The following is a 239-nucleotide window of genomic DNA, read 5'->3' as shown; positions in this document are numbered from 1 at the left end:
CCAGGCCTCTTCGGACAGCTCGTCGATCGGCAGGGTGACGTCGGTGCCGGCATTGTTGACGAGGCCACCGAGCCGGCCCAGGGTGTCGACCGCTTCCTCGACCGCGGGGCGGGCCGCCGCCGGGTCGGCGACATCGAGGCCGATCGGGTGCACGCGTACGCCGGCTTCGCGCCATTGCGCCGCCGCGGCGGTCAGCGCCTGGGGCCGGATGTCGGCGGCGACGATGTCGGCGCCGGCGC

1 protein-coding gene is annotated in these 239 nt (G+C 75.7%); it reads right to left on the bottom strand.

Going from position 1 to position 239, the window contains the following annotated elements:
• Nucleotides 1-239 (bottom strand): SDR family NAD(P)-dependent oxidoreductase (locus KVT32_RS31430; protein WP_217619569.1); only part of this gene is annotated, 239 nt, incomplete at both ends.

Origin of the sequence: Achromobacter sp. GbtcB20, from assembly GCF_019091095.1 — a bacterium.
GTDB lineage: Bacteria > Pseudomonadota > Gammaproteobacteria > Burkholderiales > Burkholderiaceae_B > Achromobacter > Achromobacter mucicolens.
Note: the sequence above shows the minus strand (reverse complement) of the source record. Positions and strands in the feature narration are given on the sequence as shown.